The organism is Jiulongibacter sediminis (genome assembly GCF_001306455.1).
Classification (GTDB): Bacteria; Bacteroidota; Bacteroidia; order Cytophagales; family Spirosomataceae; genus Jiulongibacter; species Jiulongibacter sediminis.
This window is the reverse complement of record NZ_LGTQ01000006.1, coordinates 1046489-1067880: the sequence shown is the minus strand read 5'-3', so window position 1 is coordinate 1067880 and position 21392 is coordinate 1046489. Positions and strand designations below refer to the sequence as shown.

The window sequence follows — 21392 nt, the reverse complement described above, 5'->3', positions numbered from 1 at the left end:
TTAGGACAAATCTCAGGCAAAACCAGACGAAAAGTAAATTCACCTCAGTATTTTACAACTTTTTCTTACCGTTCCTACATTTTTTTTGTAGCCAAAATCAGTCTGTTGGTGCCTCAGGTTGCCTTATTAGACCTCCAAAAATGCCTTTTCAGTACTTAAATAGCCCACTTTTAGTCTGGTACGGAAAAATAGTATCAGAATGGATCATGGACAGTGCAGCATGGCGATGAAAACATTTTGAGATAAACTTGTATTTAAACAATGTATACTCAAACATATTCTTGTATGTTTGAGATGTAGATTCAACCCTTTAATTAACTCTACAACCCTCTTTCAAACCAATTTTTTATTTCAACTTAACTCTATTTTAAATGAAAAAAACTAGACTAAGAGACACTGCAGGTCTTCTGAAGAGAAGGCTATGGCAGTCAATGTTAGTAAGAAGCAGCCTCGCTCTCTGTTTCTTATTTTTCGCGATGCAATCGGTTGCTCAAGTAACCGGTACTGTAAGTGATGAATCAGGCGAGTCGCTGCCTGGTGTAAGTGTAGTGGTAAAAGGTACCACGGTAGGAACAACTACTGACGCAACCGGAAGCTACAGTATTCAGGCCAACCCAAACCAAACACTATCCTTCTCTTTTGTTGGATACGTGGCTCAGGAGGTTGTTGTAGGAAACAGAAACGTAATTAATGTCAGCCTATCAACTGACGCTGCAGCTCTTGATGAAGTAGTAGTGGTAGGTTACGGTACTCAGAAAAAGAGCCAGTTAACAGGTGCTATTTCAACGGTTAAGGCTCAGGACATTAAAGACCTTCCTATTGAAAATACACAGCAGGCCCTTCAAGGACGTGTTGCGGGTGTTGACGTTATGCAGGCAGGTAGTAAGCCGGGTACACAGCCGAGAGTTGTAATTCGTGGACGTCGTTCTCCGAACGCCAGCTCTGACCCTCTTTACGTTTTAGATGGTATTCCTTTAGCTGGTGGTATCGGTGACATTAACCCGAACGATATTGCTTCTATGGAAGTACTTAAAGATGCCTCAGCGACAGCCATTTATGGTGCCAGAGGTGCGAACGGTGTGGTTTTGATTACCTCAAGAAGAGGAAGTACTACTGGCAAGCCAACCATTTTCTACGATGCTTATTATGGTATCTCTGAGGCCTTGAACACATTTGAGTTTATGAATGGTGAGCAGTTTGCCGCCGCTAAAAGAGAAGCTTACAGACTGAAAAATGCCGATGGAACACTTGGTGATCTAAGACCGGACAGTGAAGTTTTCACGGATGTAGAGCTTGACGGTATTGCTGCAGGTCGTTCTACAGACTACGTAAATGGACTTCTTCGTCAAGGTAACAGAATGAATCACTCATTTGGTGTTGCTGGTGGTAGCGAAAAGACTAAGTATTACATGTCTTTAAACTATTACAAAGACAACGGTATTATTTACAATCAGGATTATGGCAGAAGTGTATTGAGAGTAAACTTAGACCATCAGTTATCTAAGAACATCTCTATGGGTATGTCTTCTTTCATTAATTACTCTGTAAGAAACGGTGAAAGCTTTAACCCACTTGGAGGTGCAATGCGTGAGAACCCATTGGGTGTGCCATACAATCCTGATGGATCACTGAACTTCCTTCCTACAGAAGATGGTCTTCGTTCAAACCCATTCTCAGAAATTGTTGAAGGTGCCAACGTGGACAGAAGAAGAACGAACAGAATGTTCTCTGGTCTTTATGCTCAGGCTCAGATTATTGATGGTTTAACCTATCGTCTGAACTTTGGCCCTGATTTCCAGATTGACAAGAGAGACGTATTCCAGGGAAGATTCACCAATGCCCGTCGTTTGGCTCCACCTAGAGCTTTAACTGACAACGCCACTCGTTTCAACTATACTATTGAGAACATTCTTAACTATAATAAGAATTTTGGTGGTAAGCATGACTTGAATATCACTGCTGTACAGTCACTTCAGAAAGATAACTTTGAAACAAACGGAATTACTGTTCAGGATATTCCTTCAGAGACTCAGCAGTTTTATAACTTCGGAAACGCTGCCATCATTGAAAACGTTAGATCGAATCTGGAGCAATGGGCGATCTTGTCTTACATGGGTCGTATCAACTATGGCTTTAATGATAAGTATTTGCTGACAGCTACTTTAAGAGCTGACGGTGCGTCACGTTTCGGTGCTAACACCAAGTGGGGTTACTTCCCTGGTGTTGCCTTGGCATGGAACCTATCCAGCGAGGAATTCATGAAGAGTGTTTCAGCTGTAGATATGGCTAAAGTCAGAGTATCTTATGGTACCATCGGTAACCAAGCCATTAGCCCTTATCAAACTCAAGGTTTGCTAAGCAAAGTGCCATATAACTTTGGTGATGCTGCTTACTTCGGTTATGCTCCAAGCACTATTGGTAACCCTGATTTGAGATGGGAGTCTTCAACCACTTTTAACGTGGGCTTAGACTTCAGCTTATTCAGAGGTAGAGTTTATGGTACCTTAGAGTATTATGATGTAACTACCAGCGACCTTCTTCTGTCAAGAAACCTACCACCTTCAATCGGATTTACGCAGGTAACTACCAACGTAGGTGCTACCAGAAACAATGGTATTGAAGGTACTTTCAGCACAGTGAATGTAGATAACAGAAACGGTTTCAAGTGGTCAACAGACTTCCAGTTCTTTAAGAACAAAGAGCAGTTCGTAGAGTTGCCTAACGGTGATGATGAAGGTAATGGTTGGTTTATTGGTCAGCCACTATCAGTTATCTATGACTGGGAGAAAATTGGTATCTGGCAGTCAAATGAGTTTGACGAAGCAAGATCTTATGGAGCTGAAGTTGGTGAGATAAAGATCAGAGATGTGAACGGTGACGGAGCATACTCTGGTGCTGACCGCGTAATTCAGGGATCAGGTATTCCTAAATTCTCAGGTGGTATCACTAATAGATTTAAATTCAACAATTTTGATTTCTCATTCTTTGTGTATGCTCGTTTAGGTCAGAAAATCAGAAGTAACTTCCATACCAGCAACAACACGCTGTTTGGTCGTTATAACAACATTGTTGTGGATTACTGGACACCGTCTAACCCAACAAACGAAACTCCAAGACCTAATCAGAACCAAGAGTTCCCTGTAAGAAACTCTGCTTTGAACATCTTTGATGGTTCTTTTGTGAAAATCAGAAACATTAACTTCGGTTACAGATTTGCTCCTGAAGTTGCCAACAAAATGGGTATGCAGTCACTTCGTCTTTACAGCTCAATTCAACAACCATTCATCTTTGCACCGTTTGTGTCTAAGTACAATGGTATTGATCCTGAGACAGACATTGACGCCAGCCTTGACGGTAACGTAACACCTTCAGCCTGGACAGCTACCGTTGGTATAAATGTTACATTCTAATTTTAAAGCATCTGAAAAGAAATGAAAAATAAAATCAAAAATATACTAAGAAAGTCGGCAAGAGTCGCAAGACTGGCAGTACTTCCTTGTGCTTTGATGTTAACCACTCAGAGCTGCCAGGATGTACTTGATGAAAAGGTAATCAGTAACCTTTCAAACGACTACATCAATACTCCGAAAGGATTCAATGATGCGGTATCTGCCGCTTATGGTTACCTGCGTACATATTATGCCCAGGAAATGGGTATGACGATGTCTCAAATGGGAACTGACACCTATACCAATGGTGCAGATGGTAGTTATAAGAAGTACAACCAGTACACCTCTAACCTTGATGGTTTTGATAACTGGGTTCGTACACTTTGGAGAGAATTCTACAAAGGTATCAACACTTGTAACGCCATTATTGACAGAAGTTCACAGATCGAAGGATTATCTGCTTCAGAAATCTCTTCGGGTGTGGCCCAAGCTAAGGCTTTGAGAGCTTTGTACTACTTCACCTTAGTTCAGCACTATGGCGGACTTGATCTTCGTACCGAGGAAACAAACGGACCGATCACAGAGATCACCAGATCTACTGAGCAAGCTGTTTATGATCAAATCATCAAAGATTTCAATGATGCTTATAACGATCTGCCTGCAAATGGTGGAGAGTGGGGTCGTTTCACTCAAATGGCCGTTGATGGTTTCCTTTGTAAGGTGTATATCACCAGAGCTACACGCGATTTCGGTTCTGCCGCTGACTATGCTACAGCTGAGTCTTACGGTAAGAAAGTAATCAATAACTATGACCGAGCTCTTGTCTCTGATTTTTCTGACCTCTTTGAATTAGGTAATGATCAGAACACTGAAGCAGTATTCTCGCTTCAATTCAGCTATGACCTGCTTTCTGCCGGTGGTTTTGGTAACAGATGGCACTTGTATTATCTAATGGAGTATGATACTCAGCCAGGTATGAGCCGTGTGCTTGAAGTAGGTCGTCCTTGGAAGCGTCTGCGTCCTACCGAGTATACTTACAATCAGGTGATGGTTAACCGTGATGTTGATGCTCGTTTTGATAAGAGCTTCAAGAAAGTATTCTATGCTACAAAGACCGGTACGTTCCCTACTTTCCTGGATAAGTCAAAACCCTCGATTACTGTTGCAGCTGGTGATACGGCCATCTTTATGCCGGGCTACGAAATGTCTGAAGAAGAAAGAGCGAAGAGACCTTACCAGGTTTATACGCCAAGCATGTATCAGGAGAAGCAATTTGGTGTCTTAGCTAAATTCTTGGATCCATTACGTGCAAGTATCAACGAAGTACAGGGTGGTCGTGACTTTGTCTTGATTCGTCTTGCTGATATTCACCTTCTTGTCGCTGAATGTTTAATTCAGCAAGGAAAAGCAGCGGAGGCCGTAGAGCATATCAACCTTGTTCGTAGAAGAGCTGCGTATCCTGGTCATGAGGCAGAAATGGAAATTACTGCTGATCAGGCTACAATGGAGTTCATTTACGATGAGAGAGCTCGTGAGCTATTAGGCGAAGGCCATAGATGGACTGATTTGAAGCGTTGGGGTAATCTTGTGGAAAGAGTAAAAGCTTACAACCCTGAAGGTGCTCCTAATATTCAGGATAAGCACATGTACAGACCTATTCCACAGGAGCAAATTGACCTTGTGGATGGTGGAAGTTCAGCTTTCCCACAAAATCCTGGCTACTAGTTTAGTTAGTTTTATATTGAAAGAGTGAAAAGCACCCTCGGGAAACCGAGGGTGTTTTGTCTTTAAAGGAGTTCCAAGAATCTTTTGAATACGCTCCTTTCGTCTAATATTTATAAACTTTTTATGACCGTCCATTGCTAGTGAATTTTCCGTAGCTTTTACTTGCACCTAATATTCAGCCCATGGAGAATGAAGATATTAGTGATCGATGATGAGCCTAAGCTCACCGCGTTTCTGAAAGAAGGTTTGGAGGAGTTTGGTTTTAAGGTTACAGAATCAAATGATCCGGAAATTGGGGAGGTCCTCGCAACATCAGGTAAGTTTGACTTCATTATTCTGGATATCCATATGCCGGATATTACAGGCTTTGACATCATTAGAAGAGTAAGAGCCAAAGAAGTCTCAAGTGCTGTTATTATCCTTTCGGCTATGTCATCTATTGAAGACAAGGAAGAAGCTTTTGAGGCCGGAGCTGACGATTTTCTGGTTAAGCCATTTGAGCTCAAAGAGTTGGTTTTGAGAATAAAAAATATTTCAAAAAGAACCGGAGCGTCTACCTCAAAAAAAATCCTAATGATGGCCGACCTCGTTTTGGATCTTAACCTGAAAAAAGCAAAACGAAACGAAAAAGAAATTGCATTGACGAACCGCGAGTTTGAGCTTCTCAATTATTTATTTCAAAATCAGGGTAGAGTAGTTTCGCGGGCTGAGATCGCTGAAAAGGTGTGGGGCCAAAATTTTGATACCGGCACCAATACCATAGACGTTTACATCAATTTCCTCCGTAGGAAAATTGACACACACTCTGAAAAGAAACTGCTCCATACCGTTGTAGGCATGGGTTACCTGCTACATGAGAAATGAGAATCACTGAAAAAAGACCTCTTCAGGCTGGCTTGGTGGTCATCTGTACAATGAGCCTCTTTTCGTTCATCATCTATCGAATTTACGAAAGGCACAAAATCTCAACTTTTTTTGAACTTCTGGAAGAACGGGCCGACCTCCGCATTGCCCAAATTAAGGAAGATAAAGGACTGATCTCCTCCAACTTTCTCCCTTTGAGAAGTGAGCAATTCGCCATCTATAACGAGCGGGGGCAGGTTAGCTACTGTTTAGACGATGAGCCTAAAGAAATAGACCTGCCAATAATCCAGAGAGTAGCCACTGAAGGCCGCTTTTTCCTTACGACAGATAGTACACAGTGTATCTATAAATTGACCTCTAATAACGAGTCTTCCCTAATTGTTTACGAATCAGCCTCAGACCGCCTCGGTAACGCCAGACTCGCCTACCTCAGACAATTGCTGCTTATTGGGAGCATCCTGTGCAGCTTGCTTACGTATATTATAATGCGTTTCGTGGTTCATCAGGAGATGCAGCCTTTCCTTTCAATCATTCAAAAAATGAGACGTATTAATACGGAAAACCTTGCCGACAAACTGGATGAATCGGAGGTCCCAAATGAGGTTGGCGAAATGGCTCAAGTTTTTAACAACCTAACAGATAGGCTGAATAAAAGTATTAAACAACAGAAAAGCTTCATTTCTTCGGTAAGTCATGAGCTTCGCAATCCTTTGGCCATACTTCAGGGTATAACTGAGGTAGCCCTTCTCAAAAAACGAGAGCCCGAAGATTATGTCCTGAGCCTGCATAGGATTGGTAAGGAGATCTCAAAAATGACCCGACTAATCAATAACCTTCTTCTATTAAGTAAAACTCAGTCAAACCCTGAGGACATTAAATTTGAAGCCGGAAGAATAGATGAGGTGGTATGGAAAGCCAAGGACCAATTGATCAAACAAAACCCGCAGTACCAGATTCTGGTGACGTTTGAGGAGAACCCTGAATCTGATCATTCACTGATTTTACCCAAAATGAATGAGGATTTACTAGTGCTCGCATTCACCAATCTCATGGATAATGCCTGTAAATACTCGCCAGACAATTCGGTTGATATAAGCATCGCAGCCCTCAATACCAGCCTGAATCTCCTTTTTCATAATTCTGGTCCGGGCATTTCTGTCAATGATTTAGAGAATATTACAAAACCGTTTTTTCGCTCCTCAAATGCATCAAGAACTGAAGGTTTCGGACTCGGTCTTTCATTAGTTTCTCAAATTCTAAGTCTGCACGATGCCCCGTTTGACATCACCTCAAACCCGGAAGAGGGAACATTAGTTACTATCAGCTTCCCCATTTGAACCTTCTTTCTCCTCTATAATTACGACGAACAAATTGAGTTAAATCAGACATTTTAACTCAGAAAACTTCTTTGACACCAAGTCAAAACATTCCGAATTCAATTCAATATTAAAAAGTGATTAAAGAGCAATTAATGTTGCTTTAATTTTGAATTAAATAGTAGTTAAATTATTGATTAGCAGTACGCTACATAGAATATCGTTGAGTACTTTTCGAAGATTTTTTAAGACAAATCATTTAGTAGACAACCCTATCTCTTTTCAACCTATTCAATCACTTTTAACTTAACTTTTTTATTCTATGAAAAGAACTGAACTCAATCAGCCCAATTCAAACGGGCTTCTGATTGCTTTCAGAAGAGTCAGACTTTTGCTGATTCTTCTTGCCTTTGCTGCCAGTTCAGCAGTGGCTCAAATTAGCGGAACCGTCAGCTCAGACGACGGCTCTGTGCTTCCCGGTGTGAGTATTCTGGTGAAAGGTACAACCAACGGAACTTCGACAAATGCTGACGGTCAATACCAAATTAATGCCCCGTCAAACAGTACTCTTGTTTTTTCATTTGTAGGCTTTATGCCACAGGAGGTAGTTGTAGGAAATCGCAGTAAAATTGACGTAACAATGCAATCGGATGCAGCTGCTCTCGAAGAGGTTGTAGTAGTTGGTTATGGTGCTCAGAAAAAAAGCCAGACCACAGGTGCTATTTCTCAGATCAGCTCAAAAGAGATTACTGAAATGCCGATTACCAATCTTGGCCAGGCTCTTCAAGGCCGTGCTGCGGGTGTAGATGTTTCTCAATCAGGTTCAAAACCAGGCTCTGCTCCTCGTATCCTGATTCGCGGCCGCCGTTCTTTCAATGCCGGGAATGATCCACTTTACGTAGTTGATGGTATTCCTTTAGCAGACGGTTATGATGATTTAAACCCTAATGACATTCAATCCATTGAGGTTTTGAAAGATGCTACTGCCACAGCCATTTATGGTGCCAGAGGTGCAAACGGTGTTATCCTTGTAACAACTAAAAGAGGAGCCAGTAAAGGTAAAACCACAGTTTCTATTGACACTTATGGTGGGGTTTCAAATGCCTACAGCCAACTTGAGCTTTTCTCAGGAGATGAGTTTGCCGAATATGTAAGAGAAGCTTACCGAGCAACCGGACTTTACAAGGACGCTAACGGTAATCCGGTCCCTACCGGAGTGGCTGATGCTGCTGCCGATGCAAAGGTCGCTGTATTGGGGGGAGACCCTAACGTTGCTGCGGGGATTGCTGCAGGAAGAAACACTCAGTATCAAGATCTAATTCTACGAACAGGTACTATTCAAAATCATACAGTGGGTGTTCAAGGTGGAAATGACAGAACTTCATTCTATATCTCAGGTGGTTTCTTCCAGGATCGTGGTATTACTAAACTTCTTGACTTTACCCGTAATTCGCTTAGAGCTAATATTGATCACTCAATTAATAAGCGGATTAAAGTAGGAGTATCATCTTACATGATGTACTCCATAAGAAATGGTGAAAACCTGAACCCTTACGCCAATACTCTTAATGCGAACCCACTGGGCACACCTTATAATGAAGATGGTTCCTTGATTTTTGAACCTACCAATGACGCCCTTCTTTCAAACCCTCTTTCAGAAGTGGAGCCGGGCGTAAACATTGATAATACCAAAAGCTATAGAATCTTTAATTCCATCTATGGTGAAGTAAAAATTCTTGATGGTCTTACTTATCGCTTAAACCTTGGCCCAGATATCTCCATTTCTCGCTGGGGTAGATTTATTGGTTCACGTACCAATGCCCGTCGTAATGGAGATGCTCAGGCCTTCAATGAAAACAGATTTGGTCTTAATGTGACCATGGAAAACATCCTGAATTATAATAAGACTTTTGGTAAGCACTCATTAAACCTTACTGGGGTTCAGTCTATCCAGAAAGATAATTTTGAGTCATACAGAACAGAAGTACAGGGTATTCCTGCTCAAACGCAATCATTCCATAGCTTTAACTCGGCACAGTCTGTTTTGGGTGTAAGATCAAACCTGATTGACTGGACTATTAACTCGTTCATGGGTCGTGTAAATTACGCCTTTGATGACAAATACCTTTTGACTGTTACGATGCGTCGTGACGGTTCAAGCCGTTTCGGAGAAAACACCAAGTATGGTAACTTCCCGGGCTTTGCAGTAGGCTGGAACATCACCAATGAGCCATTCATGAAGTCTTTGACCTTCCTTGACCTTTTGAAACTTCGTGCAGGCTGGGGTAAAGTGGGTAATCAGGGTGTTGCTCCATATCAGACTCAGGGTCTTCTGGGCCGTACCACATACGCTTTTGGTTCTACAGGTGCATTTGGTTACAGACCTAACACTATCGGAAACCCTGATTTAAGATGGGAGTCTTCAGCGAACGCTAACATTGGTTTAGATTTCTCTGTTTTCCGCGGAAGAGTACAGGGTTCATTAGAGCTGTATGAAACCAATACAACTGACCTCTTATTGTCAGACTTTGTACCGGGTTCTACAGGCTTTGATGCTGTAACCAGAAACGTGGGACATACGCGTAACAAAGGCGTTGAATTTGGTGTAACCACCATCAATGTTAACTCAACGAATGGTTTCAGATGGAGTACTGATTTACAATTTACCCGCAACAAAGAGGAAATTGTAGAGCTTTATAACGGTGCAGTTGATGATGTTGGAAACAGATGGTTTATCGGCTATCCGCTAAATACCTATTTTGATTTCAAAAAAGAGGGAATCTGGCAATCAGACGAAGCTGACCAAGCCAAGGCATACGGTTCTGAAGTGGGGCAGATCAAAATTCAGGATACTGATGGAGACGGTCGTATTACTGCTGCCGACCGCGTGATTATTGGTAATGACGTGCCAAAATGGTCAGGTGGAATCACAAACCGTTTCTCCTACAAAGGTCTTGATTTGAGCTTCTTCCTGTTCGGTCGTTTCGGAAACACTATACTATCCGGGTTCCACCGAAACCAGCTTCAGTTAGCCGGTCGTTACCAGCAGATCAAAGTTGATTACTGGACACCGAACAACCCGACCAATGAATTCCCTCGTCCAAAAAGCAATCAGGAGTTTCCGGTGTATAACTCATCATTGTTCTACTATGATGGAAGTTTCATCAAGCTTAGAAACGTGAACTTCGGTTATACATTTAGTCCGAAAATCTCAGAGAAAATAGGTGCCGAGTCTTTGCGTTTTTATACCTCAATTCAGCAGCCTAAAATCTGGTCGACTTATATGTCTAAATACAATGGCGTAGACCCAGAGGCAGCTATTACAACTTCTGCTACAGGTACTACCGAGGTAACAAGTGGAATAACGCCATCTAAAACCGTAACCACGTTTGGATTAAACATTAAATTCTAATTCTCTGATTAAGATGAATATTAAAAACTTAAAAGTACTGGCATTTGGAGGCCTAATGCTCTTCAGCACCTCCTGTCAGGATTTACTCGAAGAAACCGTCGTTTCTAATATTGGAAACGACTATATGAATACCGCAGCCGGTTTTGAGGACGCCACCAAAGCCGCATACTCTTCTCTGAGAACATTCTATGGTACTCAGCTTGGTCTAACCTTTACCGAATATGGTACCGATATATATGCTACCGGTGCTGACGGAGGCTATAAAGGGTTTCATTTCTATGATTCTCAAATTCAGCCCACGGTAAACTATCTGGCCATTCTATGGGATGAGCTTTATAAAGCCATTAATACCTGTAATGCCATTATTGAGAGAGCACCTAATGTAGCGGGAGTTTCTGATGCCACCAAAACATTGAGAATTGCCGAGGCGAAATTCCTGAGAGCTCATTACTATTACATTTTGCATGAGCAATTTGGCCCGCTTGATTTGAGATTGACCGAAACAAAAGGACCAACCAAAGAAACCTCAAGAGCAAGCTCAGCAGAAGTTTACGCTCAGATTATCAAAGATTGTAATGAGGCTATTCCGAATTTGGAAAACAGAGCTCATTCAAATGATTATGGAAGAGCCACCAAAGCTTCTGCAGAAGCCCTTTTAGCCAAAGTATATCTTGCCAAAGCTTATGGCCCTTCAAAAGGTGCTGATGACTTCCAGAGAGCTGCTGACCTGTGCACCAGCCTGATCAATAACTATGGCTTCAGCCTGTTAAGCGATTTTGCTTCGGTACATGATGAAAACAATCAGCTGAATTCAGAGGTAGTTTTCGCAGTACAATACACCACAGACATGATCACCAACCTGACTAACGCCGGTGGTGAAGGCGGTGGAGGAAATAACCTCCACCTATATTTTGGAATGCAATACGATACCCAGGCCGGTATGGTACGCGATGTCTTGAATGGTCGACCGTTCAAGCGTTTGAGACCTACAGCTTACTGTGTTGACGTCGTTTTTGGAGAAAGAGAAAATGATAGCAGATACAAGAAGACCTTTAAGGACACCTGGTACTCAAACAACCCGGGCACTTTCAACACTTCTTTTGACCCATCAAAAGCAAAGGTTACTTATGCTGCCGGTGATACCACTATTTTCATCCCTGGCTATGAAATGAGTGCAGAGGAGAGAGCCAAGAGACCTTATCAGGTATTAGTACCAAGTGCATATAATGAGGCTCTTTTCCCAACACTTAAGAAGTTTTTTGACACCAAGAGATCTGATAGAACCGAGCCCCGTGGCTCAAGAGATTATTTCGTTTGGAGACTTGCGGATATCTATCTGATGCGTGCTGAAGCCAATCTTGCCCTTGGCAAAAAAGCCGAAGCAACCGCTGACGTCAACATCATCAGAGAAAGAGCAGGCTGGCCAGGTAAAAAGGAAAATATGAGAATCTCAGAATCTCAAATGACTTTCGACTTCCTTGTAGAGGAGCGTGCACGTGAGCTTGCCGGGGAGCAGATGCGTTGGTTGGACTTAAAACGCTGGAGACTATTGGTTGACAGAGTAAAGAAATATAATCCTCAGGCTCAGGCTGTGGCCGAAAAACATTATCTCCGCCCGATTCCTCAAACGCAAATCGACCGATCGGAGGTCGGATCGTTTGCTCAGAACGACGGATATTAAAGATAAACTCGAATAGAGTTAAGTTGAAATAACAGATAGGAGCATTCCTGAAAATTGGGATGCTTCTATTTTTTTTACTCAAAATGCACCCCTTCCGTCACGCCTTTCCAATCATCCGTTCGGAACGGGGAAGCAGGGAGATCAAAAGAGTTATACAAATTGGCATCAATCGGAGAATTTGACCATCCATATCGGACAGCTTTGGGGCTTTTGACTTCAGGATGAGAAACCACTACCGAATTGCCAACAATTTCGGCATTTGCAAAGTGAAACTTCTGATCTGCTCCAGCAATTTCAAAGCCCTCCAGATAACCGTACTTATTCGAAGACTTCAGGTAGTTCCCAACATAGTCGAAATCCAGTATTGCCCTATTTCCTTTGACTTTCATCGAATGATACCTTGGCCCAGAGCCCATAATTGGTTTAGCATATGTTTTCATCAAAGCATTTAAAGCCAGGCGTAATCCTACATCCTGTTTGTTTGTTGGGTGAATGTCGTTCGGATTGCCGATGTCTATAGTCACTGCCTCCCCGGTTTTGGGCAGCGAAAGCGTCATACTTTGTGCTTCACGAAGCTCGGCCCAATCAGAACCAGAATTGCTATCATTAAAGTCTCCGTAGCTCGATAATTGTACCCAGTAAAAAGGAAACTCTTCACCCCACTGGTTTCTCCAATCTTTAATTAAAAGAGGAAACGACTTGCGATAATCAGATGCCCGACCGGCGTTAGATTCGCCCTGATACCAAAGGGCTCCTTTGATGGAGAGATTGGTCAGTGGAGCAATCATGGCGTTATAACAGAGTGTGCCCTCATTATTCATCCATGGTTTATACTTTCTGGAGGATTGCCAACTCGGTCTGGCATACCAATCTTCCTCCATAAGAGGAATCGTTTTACCAATCACTTTCAGATTATAGTTTGACCGATTGCCGTATAATCCAACTCCCCAGCCCTCAGGATTTGTATTTTCAGAGAACTTCACCAAAATGGAGTTTTTGCCAATATTTAATACTCCTTCCTGAATCTTAAAATGAATCGGCTCTTCATGGTAGCCTTGGTGCACCAATCTCCCGTTAATATAAAACCACATTTCCCCACTACATTGACCAAAATTCATTTCTGTTACCCCGCTTATTTGCTCTTCAGTCAGTTCTATATCTTTTTGAATAAAAACCGTACCTCTGAATGACGGTACGCCTTTCCAATCCCACTGATACATGGGATGAATTTTGGTCCACGAACTAAAGTCATAGGACGGAGTCAGATAGTCATTTTCGTTTAGATTATAGATATCAAAATCCTTACTTCCATGAAAACGCTTTATGGTCAGCTTCTCCATTTTGGCGTCAGAATCTTCCCAGTTTGATGGCATATTTTGGGCATAATCTTTCAATACCTCAGAATCTAACATAGCCTCCTTACTGATCCAGGTTTCTACATGTGAGCCGCCCCATGAGGAATGTACCAAACCCACAGGAACACCGAGTTCTGCACTTAATTTACGGGCAAAGAAATAGCCTACAGCCGTAAAACCTCCAACGGTTTCAGGGCTACACACCTCCCACTCCCGATCTTCGAAATCAAATTGAGGAACAAACTCAAGGGCCTTAGGGATTTCAATGTGCCGAATCAAAGGGTGATTAGCATTTTCTATTTCTTCTTCAGCATTATCCACGCGGTTCACCTTCCATTCCATATTTGACTGGCCACTGCAAAGCCATACTTCACCCATAAGAATATCGGTAAACTCCACCGACTCATCCGCATCACTTACTTTCATGGTTAAAGGGCCACCTTCCGGGAGGGAAGCCAACTCAATAGACCAGTTACCATAAGCGTCTGACTCCGTATTCACAGACTGACCATTAAACTCAACACTAACCTTCTCTTTGGGATCATTCCACCCCCATACTTTGATAGGTTCATTACGTTGCAAAACCATATGATCGCCGAAGATATTGGCAACTTTGAGTTGTGCATACAATGAAGGACATATCAAAAAAAGGAGTACTATTGGTGTCAGTTTCTTCATGACAAGATTCTTGTTATTCATTCAATGCTATCCAATTATAACTTGTTTTAATCATCAATCGTTTGAAAAACCAACTGACGGAACATATCCCCTGTGTAATCGCCACCAACCCGCTGGGTTTGTTTCATGATGATACCGATAACTTTCTCCTTGGGATCAGCGAAATACTGCGTATTGAAATAACCGCCCCAGCGGAAAGTGCCCTCGCTACCCAGACCACCCATAGCGGCACCATTAGCGTTCAAAACCTCATACCCTAAGCCAAAACCAGCATGGTTACCAAAGAGCTCCCCGATTTGATTCGATAGCATAAACTCAACCGTTTTACGGCTCAGTAGTCTTACACCATTGGTTTCTCCTTGATTGAGATACATATTCAGAAAGATGGCATAGTCTTTTGCTGTGCTTGAAAGACCCGCTCCACCGGAGAAAAAGCTTTTTGCACCGGTTTTAGGATAATTGACATCGTAAAAAGCGTCGGTGAAATGAACCCAGTTTCCGTCTTTGTCTTTGGTCTGAACCTCCACCAAACGATCGGATTTTGCCACCGGCAGATAAAAGAAGGTATCCTGCATATTGAGTGGCTCAAAAATGTGCAGCTTCAGGTATTCATCAAAAGACTGACCAGACCATATTTCAATCAGGTAGCCAAGAACATCAAGTCCTTCAGAGTAGGTGAACTTCTCACCTGGCACATGATGAAGTGGCAGTTTTGCGAGTTTTTTTACACTTTCTTCAATAGTTACAGGCTCAGTAGTAAAAAGATCTGTGATACCTGCCTTGGCATATATGGCTTTAAATCGTTCGTCACCGTCAATTACCCCATAACCCAAACCAGAGGTGTGAGTAATCAGGTTTCTGATGGTAATTTCTTTTCCTGCTGGCTTTGTTGTGAACGAGCTATCAGCCATTCTGAAACGGTCAAGCACCTGAGGATTGGCAAACTCCGGAATGTATTTAGAAACCGGGTCATCCAAGCGAAATTTGCCTTCTTCCCAAAGCATCATAGCCGCCGTAGTAGTGATGGCTTTAGACTGTGAAGCAATTCTGAAAATGGAATTCTTCTCGAAAGCCTTTCCTTTCTCCACATCTGATTCTCCAAAAGCTTTGTGGTATACAATTTTCCCATTCCGGGCTACCAAAGCCACGGCTCCAGGTATCACATTATCATTAACAGCCTGCTGAATCATATCTGAAATGCGATTTAATCGCTCGGCTGAAATTCCGGCCGAAGCAGGCTTTGCTTCTGTTAATGGAGGTGTATTCTTTAAAGAAGGCGTTTGAGCCGAAGCTGCAAAAGAAATAGCGGTGAATAGCAGAAGTATTTTTTTCATGAGAAGAGGGTTGGTCTATTGACCAAAAATAAAGAAAAATATCGGTCAGTCAGGTCTCAATAGTTCAAACACTCGCACTCAAAGAAATAAGTTGTAATTTTGGCGAACTTTAACCTCGACCGATGACGCATTTTATGAAGACGAAAGTCAAAAAAACCGTGCTTTACGGCTTGGCTTTCATGGCTTCAAAATGGACGATAATTTTCCTTCTTTACCACTCCGGCTTCTGGACCTACTGGTTTCTTTTGCTCTTCCCCATCGCCGATACGGTTGCGGCCATTACGGCCGTTATTTACCTCAAAGGTAACTTCAAAAAATATTTTGCGGAGGAACTTGAGCGGGAATACCCGAACACATTCAAATTGATCATTGAGGAGGTTAATGAAGCCTTTGAATTAATTGAAGACAAGTCTAATCTCAAAGAAAAATCAAAAAATCCACTGGATAAAAGACTTCGTTTTTCAGCTTATTTTCTGGCTTTCATTCAGGTAATGGAGAAACGAAATTTGAGTTTTGACGAAATCAAAAAGCATTGTCTGTCTATTGCAAAGGAGTATGTCAAGCCTAAGAACAGGATTCACAAATGGTATCTCAAACTTGTCCCAAAACTTCTGGGTTTTCCGTTTTATAAAAGAATTCTTAAAAAACTAGACGACAAAGTAGGCTCTAAACAGCGGGAAGGGGGTTTCAGAGCCAAAATTCTAATTGATAAGAATGAAACGCTGGGCTTTGGTTACGGCATTGACATTCTGGAATGTGGAATTTGCCACCTTTTCCAACAAAACCAAGCGAGCAAATATCAAAATATCCTATGTGAAGTGGATCATTTGACTTCAGAACTCGCGGGACTTCAATTGATTAGAACTTCTACCATTGCCGAGGGGGCATCAAAATGTGATTTCCGGTTTCAAAAATTGGCGACTCAGTAGCCCAAATTCTTTTAAACATCCAGGTATTAATAGGCTACCGTTCCGGGCTTCTCATAGCCTTTTGAGGCATCATCCACCACCAGAATCCAGTCGTTACCTGATCCTGATGAAGGACAAACAGCACTGAAAGAGCCGAAATTCTGCGTTTGCCCAAGCATGAAAGTAGCTCCGGTTCGTGGATCATACCACCACACATTAAGCACCTGACCTCTGAGTTCTTTCGTGTTGATATTGATGGTTTTACCGGTGGGTACATAAACGAAGGCATAGGTTCCGCTTTCATCACGTGTACCGATGGCGTAAGTTTCATCATCTTTCTGCTCGCTCTCAATCAGTGTCTGATCAGGAATCCGGTCAAAAAACGGACGGGAAAGCATGAGATGTTTCAGGTGTTTCATTTGGTTCGCCATTGGCAGATTCAAAGCCACATCCCACGGGCGAAGCGGACCATTAACGCCCTTATCTTCCACTCTGTGCATTTGCCAGACATCATGGCATCCGTAAGTCTGACCAAAAGCCCCCGCGAATACATTCCAGTACATAATTCTCCGGATATCGTCAGGCACAGAATACCCTTTGTGTTTGGCATCAAAACAATAGGGATGATCTTCGTACAAAGGTTCACCGTCAATTGTCGGTTTCACAGGTGTTAATTGATAATCATGAGCAATTTTCTGATAGCTCTGCCCCGGGCAATGTCCGGTTTGATGCATATTAAAACTCAACCATTCGTCTTTATGAAACCAGTTTGAGCTGCCACCCGGTGAGGTAGGTTGAGGGTGAAAAGAGAAAATTCCATCTACAAAAAGGCCCAGACCTTCCTTAATACCCTTTGCCATAGATCGCCAAACCTCCACATCTTCTGAACCTTCCCGAGGCAAACGGTCGCCGCCTAAAACCCAGATGATATTGGATTGTGAACGCAATCGCAAAGCCAAAGACTTTCCGAATTGATAAGCCTTTTCCTGATCAAAAATCTCAGGTCCGTCACCCCATGAATCTTTAAACAGTTTATCACCCCAGGTTGGTAAAAAGGCAACATAGATACCCAAAGAATCCGCCTTTTGCATGACCCAGGCCACATGATTAAAATATTGGACATTAATTTTTACCGGGTCTGTCTTATCCAGTGGTTTATAACCGTAGGCGTTTGGCGTATTCAGGCCATCAAGCTCAGCCAAACCCACAGCCTGAATCACATTAAAACCTTGTTTAGCCCGGGTTTCAAGGTAGTAGGCGGCCTGTTCTTTATCGAGTTTATGAAATAATTCCCAGGCCGTATCGCCAGTCCAAAAGAAAGGCTTTCCTTCTTCTGTTTGAAGAAACCTTCCGTTGTCGGAGACTTTCAGACGAGGAAGTTGAGCAAAAGTGGTGATGGTACACAGTAAAAGAAATAGCGAAAAAAGGCTTTTATTCATGAGCTTGGAAAGTTTTCAAACTGCACGAAGATAGCCGAATTGAGAAAATGCAGGAAGTTTTGCTGCGATTTAACGACTCTTTTTATTTGGCGGCTGATACTCAATCACCATATCAGTAATTGGATTTTTCTTCACCATTTTTACTAACAAGCCATTCTCAAAATGGTATTCATCAAAATTTTTATCCAATTCGCCAAGGTAGGCGTTCGGTTTCAGGTCTTTTAGCTCAATAAAGTCTGCATAAAACTCGGCATAGATATTTTTGAGTTTACCTGGCTCATTGAAAAATAGATGAGCAAAAGTGCTGACTATGGGCAAGTCAATAGTTTTGTTCACTTTCTTCTTTTCCAATTGATGTGAGAAGACTCTATAGCCATCGCCTAACCTTTCTGTTTTTGTGAAATAATTGCCGCGATTGGAGATCACTTTTACTTCGGATTTTTCAAAACGATCGTTCAGGAAGACGCTTTTCACCCGGTAGTCCACTTTGAGGTGATAAACCAGAAAGTTTACATCCACTTTACTCGTCAGATTATAAATTGTCGAATCCAGTTTTTGAGATTTGGTAACATGAATTTCTCCAACCTTCAGCCCGATGACCTTAACCTGGTAGGTACGGGTTTGGGCAATGGCACCAAAAGACCAAAGCAAAACAATAATAGTGATTGTCAATTTTTTCACAATGAACTTACGCCCAACATTAAGAAAAGGATTTATAGTTCATAAAGAAAAGAGTAAGCTAGTCGATCCCCGCATACTCCACCTTCTTAGGAATCTTCTCCAGAAAGTAGCCGTCAAACTCTGCGAGGACTTCATCAAGAATAGAGAAGAGTTCATCGGGTTCAAGGCTTTGAACAAGTCGCATGCGGTAATCTTTAAAATGTGGCAAGCCACGGAAATAATTGGCATAGTGCCTTCTCATTTCCAAAACACCCTGCCGTTCATTTTTCCATTCAATAGAAAATTTCAGGTGGTTTTTAGTAGCCTCTACCCGCTGACGAATTGTTGGTGGCGGAAGATGTTCACCTGTAGCAAAAAAGTGCTTGATTTCATTAAAAATCCACGGATAACCGATGGCTGCCCGACCAATCATGTGGCCATCCACGCCATATTTATTACGATATTCTAAAGCCTTTTCGGGCGAGTCAATATCACCATTCCCAAAAATAGGAATCTTGATTCGTGGGTTATTCTTAATCTTTGCTATGAGTGTCCAGTCAGCTTCACCTTTATATAACTGGGCCCGTGTACGGCCATGAATAGTCAAGGCCTGAATACCTACATCCTGCAATCTTTCGGCTACCTCCTCGATATTTTTAGTTTCCTCGTTCCAGCCTAATCGGGTTTTGACTGTCACCGGTAAATCTGTAGCATCTACCACGGCTTTGGTCATTTCCACCATTCGGGGGATATCTTGTAAAAGACCAGCACCGGCACCTTTGCAAGCTACTTTTTTTACCGGGCAACCGTAGTTGATATCGATCAAGTCAGGATTAACAGCAGCCGCAATTCGGGTACACTCCGCCATGGTTTCCACATCAGAGCCAAAAAGCTGAATTCCGATAGGCCTCTCGTACGGAAAAATGTCGAGCTTCTGCTTGCTTTTCCAGGCATCACGTATGAGTCCCTCTGACGATACAAACTCCGTGTACATCATGTCTGCTCCGTTTTCTTTACACACCTGACGAAAAGGAGGATCGCTCACATCTTCCATAGGTGCAAGTAAGAGAGGGAATTCACCGAGTTCTATGTTTCCTATTTTGACCAAACCGAATAGGTTTTTTGTTTTCTAAAACGCAAATTTACACCAAATTAACCGATTCGTATGTCATTTGATTCCATCCTTGATAAACTCAAAAATGAAAGAGGGGCTCTATCCTCCATTCTTATTATCATCGGCATTCTCCTTTTGGCCATGGTGGTGGGTAATATCATCGCTGCAGTCTTTATGATTCTGATAGGTGGAATCGGCGTGGATGACCTGACTGATATTAACGGTGCCTTAATGAGTTCATCCTCTGGCTGGTGGGCCTTGATGATCGGGCAGGGTGTGGCTTCTATTCTGACTTTTATTCTGGCCGGTGTTTTTTACTGGAAAGTTGTTGAGAAAAAAAATCTTGACGAGCTGAATTTTGAAAGCGTTAACAATCTCAAAGTTTTTGGACTGGTCATTTTAACTCAACTCTGTTTTCTTCCTTTAAACAGCTGGTTTCAGGAAATCAATGCAGCCATGCAACTCCCTGAGGCTCTTTCAGGTGTAGAGAAGTTCATGAAGAGCATGGAAGATTCTCTGGCTGAAATGACGGAATACCTCACTCAATTTGACACCCTTCCTAAAGTCATTTTTGGCTTCTTTGTGATTGCAATTGTAGCCGGCGTGGGTGAAGAATTGATCTTCAGAGGTTTAATCCAGCGAAAACTTTATAAAGGATTAAAGAACCCACATACAGCTATATGGCTCGCAGCCTTTATTTTCTCAGCCATTCATTTTCAGTTTTATGGCTTTTTGCCGCGTTTGTTTCTCGGGGCAATGTTTGGCTACTTTTTCTTGTGGACAGGTAATCTTTGGGTGCCGATAGTTGCTCATATTTTCAATAATGGTTTCGCCGTAATCATGTATTATCTGGCCAATACTCAGGTCATGGATGCTGAAGTAGCTGAGATGGAGCACTTCCCTACCAGTATGGTTGTCGGCTCAGCTTTTCTTACCGGAGCCTTACTATGGTATTTCAATAAGATGGCTAAAGAAAGCCGAGTATAAGGTAAGGCCCTATTTTCCAGAAAATGGAACTTCTTCCGAAAATTATCCAGATCAAACTCACCTTCAATTTCAAAAAGGGCTTACTATCAAACACTTATATGTCTTCAACCTATTGGCACAGAAGTTGAAATTTGTAACTCATTAATATTTGTTCAGGAAAATAATGATGAATTACGAAATCAACTCTACCTATCTCTCAGTGCATTATGGTGAAAACCCAGCCGCTTTACAAAAAGCTTTTGACAGCTTTTTAAATAACACCAGACTCAACTGGGTTGAAGTGGCTCAGCTCATGGAGCATGGTCAAAAATCAAAGGCTGTGGAAAAACTAAATGCCTTACAACCTGCTGTTAAGAAGGTTGGCTTTACTGAACTGGCCGGAAAGATCACTCAATTTTCTCAGGCTATCAGAATGAATTTACTTGGCCCGGAAGCTACTCAAATTCGGTATGAAACCATTGATTCAGAAATAGCCGCTGCCCGTAGCCGGGTCAAAACGGAGTTAAGCTGTTTGCTCTAACAAATAAAGA

At 42.2% G+C, this 21392-nt stretch carries 14 protein-coding genes; 9 read left to right on the top strand and 5 right to left on the bottom strand.

Annotated elements, in window-relative coordinates; translation table 11 throughout:
• Positions 1 to 371: 371 nt before the first annotated feature.
• From AFM12_RS10470 to AFM12_RS10445, 6 genes are all read left to right on the top strand, one after another.
• Positions 372 to 3410 (top strand): SusC/RagA family TonB-linked outer membrane protein, encoded by a 3039-nt coding sequence (locus AFM12_RS10470; RefSeq protein WP_082391276.1) that lies wholly within the window; start codon positions 372 to 374, stop codon positions 3408 to 3410.
• A gap of 21 nt (positions 3411 to 3431) precedes the next feature.
• A complete protein-coding gene (locus AFM12_RS10465) occupies positions 3432 to 5114 on the top strand; it encodes a RagB/SusD family nutrient uptake outer membrane protein (protein WP_055147681.1) in 1683 nt (560 codons plus the stop codon).
• A gap of 189 nt (positions 5115 to 5303) precedes the next feature.
• Complete coding sequence (locus AFM12_RS10460) at positions 5304 to 5978, top strand: response regulator transcription factor (protein WP_055147678.1); 675 nt, start codon at positions 5304 to 5306, stop codon at positions 5976 to 5978.
• Positions 5975 to 7315 carry a HAMP domain-containing sensor histidine kinase gene (locus AFM12_RS10455; protein ID WP_055147675.1) on the top strand — a complete coding sequence of 447 codons (1341 nt, stop codon included), beginning with the start codon at positions 5975 to 5977 and terminating at the stop codon, positions 7313 to 7315. The genes AFM12_RS10460 and AFM12_RS10455 overlap by 4 nt, the downstream gene beginning before the upstream one ends.
• 301 nt (positions 7316 to 7616) lie before the next feature.
• Positions 7617 to 10706 (top strand): SusC/RagA family TonB-linked outer membrane protein, encoded by a 3090-nt coding sequence (locus AFM12_RS10450; protein ID WP_055147672.1) that lies wholly within the window; start codon positions 7617 to 7619, stop codon positions 10704 to 10706.
• A gap of 13 nt (positions 10707 to 10719) precedes the next feature.
• Positions 10720 to 12387, top strand: coding sequence for a RagB/SusD family nutrient uptake outer membrane protein (locus AFM12_RS10445; RefSeq protein WP_095533212.1), 1668 nt, complete (start codon positions 10720 to 10722; stop codon positions 12385 to 12387).
• A 74-nt stretch (positions 12388 to 12461) separates the two neighbouring features.
• On the opposite strand, the gene AFM12_RS10440 is transcribed toward AFM12_RS10445, so the two are convergent.
• Both AFM12_RS10440 and AFM12_RS10435 read right to left on the bottom strand, forming a co-directional pair.
• A complete protein-coding gene (locus tag AFM12_RS10440) occupies positions 12462 to 14420 on the bottom strand; it encodes a sialate O-acetylesterase (RefSeq protein ID WP_165492342.1) in 1959 nt (652 codons plus the stop codon).
• Between the two features lie 47 nt (positions 14421 to 14467).
• Complete coding sequence (locus AFM12_RS10435) at positions 14468 to 15754, bottom strand: serine hydrolase domain-containing protein (protein WP_055147663.1); 1287 nt, start codon at positions 15752 to 15754, stop codon at positions 14468 to 14470.
• Positions 15755 to 15876: 122 nt separating this feature from the next.
• Here AFM12_RS10435 and AFM12_RS10430 point away from each other — a divergent pair, with 122 nt between their 5' ends.
• On the top strand, positions 15877 to 16683 hold the full coding sequence (locus tag AFM12_RS10430; RefSeq protein ID WP_082391274.1) for an L-2-amino-thiazoline-4-carboxylic acid hydrolase: 807 nt from the start codon (positions 15877 to 15879) through the stop codon (positions 16681 to 16683).
• A 26-nt stretch (positions 16684 to 16709) separates the two neighbouring features.
• Here AFM12_RS10430 and AFM12_RS10425 read toward each other — a convergent pair whose 3' ends face one another.
• The 3 genes from AFM12_RS10425 to dusB all read right to left on the bottom strand — a co-directional run bounded on the left by AFM12_RS10425 (position 16710) and on the right by dusB (position 19869).
• Positions 16710 to 18101 (bottom strand): glycoside hydrolase family 140 protein, encoded by a 1392-nt coding sequence (locus AFM12_RS10425; protein WP_055147657.1) that lies wholly within the window; start codon positions 18099 to 18101, stop codon positions 16710 to 16712.
• Between the two features lie 69 nt (positions 18102 to 18170).
• Positions 18171 to 18782, bottom strand: a complete 612-nt coding sequence (locus AFM12_RS10420; protein WP_055147654.1) for a DUF6134 family protein — start codon at positions 18780 to 18782, stop codon at positions 18171 to 18173.
• Positions 18783 to 18840: 58 nt separating this feature from the next.
• Positions 18841 to 19869: a tRNA dihydrouridine synthase DusB gene (gene dusB / locus AFM12_RS10415; RefSeq protein WP_055147651.1), complete on the bottom strand. Its 1029-nt coding sequence runs from the start codon at positions 19867 to 19869 to the stop codon at positions 18841 to 18843.
• Between the two features lie 57 nt (positions 19870 to 19926).
• Here dusB and AFM12_RS10410 point away from each other — a divergent pair, with 57 nt between their 5' ends.
• Both AFM12_RS10410 and AFM12_RS10405 read left to right on the top strand, forming a co-directional pair.
• Positions 19927 to 20862: a CPBP family intramembrane glutamic endopeptidase gene (locus tag AFM12_RS10410; protein WP_055147649.1), complete on the top strand. Its 936-nt coding sequence runs from the start codon at positions 19927 to 19929 to the stop codon at positions 20860 to 20862.
• A 163-nt stretch (positions 20863 to 21025) separates the two neighbouring features.
• Positions 21026 to 21382, top strand: coding sequence for a hypothetical protein (locus AFM12_RS10405; RefSeq protein WP_055147646.1), 357 nt, complete (start codon positions 21026 to 21028; stop codon positions 21380 to 21382).
• The last annotated feature ends 10 nt before the right edge of the window (positions 21383 to 21392 follow it).